The sequence below is a fragment of the uncultured Cyclobacterium sp. genome (assembly GCF_963976465.1).
Classification (GTDB): Bacteria; Bacteroidota; Bacteroidia; order Cytophagales; family Cyclobacteriaceae; genus Cyclobacterium.
Window position 1 is genome coordinate 1 of the sequence record NZ_CAXBOC010000585.1, and the last position, 3,177, is coordinate 3,177.

Annotated in this window: 3 protein-coding genes; all 3 read left to right on the forward strand. The window is 38.6% G+C overall.

Features of this window, described 5'->3' with window-relative positions:
• Positions 1-1,040: Na+/H+ antiporter NhaA (nhaA, locus tag AAC037_RS22530; protein ID WP_339905787.1), on the forward strand; the 1,040-nt coding region annotated here is incomplete at its 5' end.
• Between the two features lie 6 nt (positions 1,041-1,046).
• Positions 1,047-1,607, forward strand: coding sequence for an ion channel (locus AAC037_RS22535; RefSeq protein WP_339905789.1), 561 nt, complete (start codon positions 1,047-1,049; stop codon positions 1,605-1,607).
• A gap of 103 nt (positions 1,608-1,710) precedes the next feature.
• Complete coding sequence (locus AAC037_RS22540; protein WP_014022535.1) at positions 1,711-2,739, forward strand: type II glyceraldehyde-3-phosphate dehydrogenase; 1,029 nt, start codon at positions 1,711-1,713, stop codon at positions 2,737-2,739.
• The last annotated feature ends 438 nt before the right edge of the window (positions 2,740-3,177 follow it).

Below are 3,177 nucleotides of genomic sequence, written 5' to 3' on the forward strand. Positions count from 1 at the left end.
TGTCTTCTTTCAGAAAAGCTATTTTGCCTATCGGAGCAGCTATTGGCGGCATGGTCGTTCCGGCACTCATTTACCTCATCTTCAATTTAAATACCCCTACAGAGCACGGCTGGGGTATCCCCATGGCTACAGACATTGCTTTTGCCATTGGAGTGCTTTCATTATTGGGAGATCGTGTACCGGCAGGGCTCAAAGTTTTTTTGGTAGCACTAGCCATAGTTGATGACCTTGGTGCCGTACTCATCATTGCTATTTTCTATACTTCCGGTATTTCTTATGTGGATTTACTTCACGGTGTACTGTTCATACTGCTATTGGTTGGCGGTAATTATATTGGAGTTCGTAAAGCCTGGTTTTATGCACTTATCGGGATTGGAGGTGTTTGGCTGGCATTTTTCTTCTCAGGAGTACATCCTACGATTGCAGGTATTCTCACTGCTTTTACGATTCCCGGCAGGGTCAAAATCAAGGAAGAGGATTACCTGAAAAACCTTCAAAAGCTTCATCTAAAATTTTTAGAAACAAAAGCCATCAAGGGCAATTTCATCTCGGAAGAACAACTTGGGATTTTGGAAGAAATCAAACAAAAATCAGATGACGCGGAAACTCCTTTGCAAAAGATAGAGCATCACCTGGCGCCCATAGTAGGGTTTTTCATTCTACCAATATTTGCCCTGGTCAATACCGGTATTCATATCCATGGGGATATAATTGAAATTTTGAGTCACCCGGTAAGCATGGGTATTACGTTTGGCCTTTTGGTAGGGAAATTTACCGGGATTTTAGGAGCCGGTTGGCTTTTAGTCAAGCTTGGGCTGGCAGAGTTGCAGCAAGAGGTTTCCTGGAGACACATTTCCGGAGTAGCCATGATAGCAGGCATTGGCTTTACCATGTCACTGTTTATCACGGAATTGGCCTTTCAAAAAGAGGAATATACATTCATTGCCAAACTGACCATTTTATTTGCTTCAGTACTTGCCGGTGTGATAGGTGTAATTATTCTTCGACAATCAGGAAAAGCAGCTCAGGTGATTAACTGACGATACATGATGACTTATAAAATAAACACGGGTAATTTCTTAAAACAACTGCTTAAACGAATGCGTCCGGCTCTTTTGTTGGTTGCGATAGTAGCGCTTGTGTACGTGTATCTTATGCAGTTTGTAGATCATGCACTAAGTTGGGTGCCTTATATTGTTATCTTTCTCACTTTTATTAAGAGCGGTTACTTTACATTTTTCACCTTCAGGCAGGTCAATAAGTCCATTAAACAATGTCATTCTTTCGGGCAACTTCTCTGGATTTTCGGGCTGCTGGTTATGCTCATTATTTTCTCCTATGCTGCAGACTTTACCTGTCTGGTCGCTGCCAATCCATCTTCTTTTAAGGGCTTTAAACCTTTTGAAAGCTTCAATTACTTCGAGTATTTATTCGAGACGTTTTATTTCAGCGTGGTAACATTTGCGGCCATCGGTTATGGTGACATTGTGCCAATAACTACCCCTGCCAAAATTTTAGTGATGATGGAGATAGGTCAAAGTTTTGTAGTGGTGGTATTCGGTTTTTCAAATCTGAAAAATATTCAAAACTCAAATAAATCTCAATAGTGATGAAATTCACCTTGGGAATTCGGAACCCATTTTATCACCAATCAAGTGAGCGTTTCTAACCCAAAATAACAAGTGATAAATTAAAATTTATTATAGACCCATGAAAAAAATAGCACTTTTAGGATATGGTGTAATAGGCAAAAGAGTAGCGGATGCCACTGCACTTCAAGATGACATGGAATTGATTGGGGTTTGTGATGTGATTAGCGATTGGCGTATTAAAGCCGCGGTAAACAAAGGATTTGCTATTTATGCGGCCACAAATGAAGCTAAATCTTACATGGAACATGCAGGAATTCCGCTATCTGGTAACAGGGAAGACCTTTTAAATGAAGCTGATTTAGTTGTTGATTGTACACCTAAAAAAACAGCAACTAAAAATGCGAAAATCTATAAAGCCATGAAAGTCAAATTTATTCTTCAGGGGGGGGAGAAGCATGAGACTACAGACCATTCTTTTAACGCTGAAAGCAATTACAGTTCTGCTTTAAACCGAGAAAGTACTAGGATTGTGTCCTGCAACGCAACCTCTATAATCAGAACACTTTCTGCTTTAAAAAAAGTGAAACTATTGAAAAATGCAAGCGGAATTTTACTTCGTAGATCTACTGATCGATGGGATAGTCATTTAGGAGGAGTCATGAATACACTTATACCTGAAAAAAAAATTCCAAGCCTTCAGGGACATGATGCCCAAACCGTAGATCCCGAATTGAATGTAGTAACGATGGCAGTGAGAGTACCAAAAAATCACAGCCACATGCATTATTGGAATATACGCCTTACCAAAAAAGTTGAAAAAAAAGAGATAATAGAAACGTTTCAATCCTCATCAAGGATCACATTTATAAACTATAATGATGGGTTGGTTTCCAATAATACGATCAAAAAAAAGTATCTCGATATGGGCAGACCATGGGGAGATATGTATGAAGTGGCTATTTGGAAGGATTTACTAAAGGTAGAAGGTAAAGGACTTTATTGTGCTTACATGGTAAATAACCAAGCCATTGTTATCCCTGAGACCATAGATGCTATCAGGGCCTTAACTGGAATCGAAGAAAATGCTGAAAAATCAATAAAAAAAACAAACCAGAGCTTGGGAATCAATAATGACATAATGAACTGATGAAATAACAAATTGTGACAATATTAAATTTATCCTTACAATATCAATAATTCACAAGTATTCAAAGCACCTGGTTTTTTTGATTAACAAATTTCAGGTAGTTTTCGAGCTGATACGTTGAATTTTAATGGGTGATTCTGACAAGCTTTTTTTTGGATAATAAGCTTTAGAAACTGTCAAATTAAAGGCTATGCGTTTTAACTCAAGGAATAGGAATGTATAAACGAATAATTTGGACGATTTTGAATTCTGGTTACATATATTCAAGCTTCTTGCGAGCAAGGCAGAATGCCGTTTTAGAGACTGCGTTTATAGGTGTTTCTTTATTTAAAAGGACTTTAAACATGCTATCCAATACTGTCTGAAGGGATTTAGTCAAAAAATTAGGGAGTGTTAGCTCAACTCTGTCTGGCTTCCCTTCGGGGGGCTAGCCCCCCG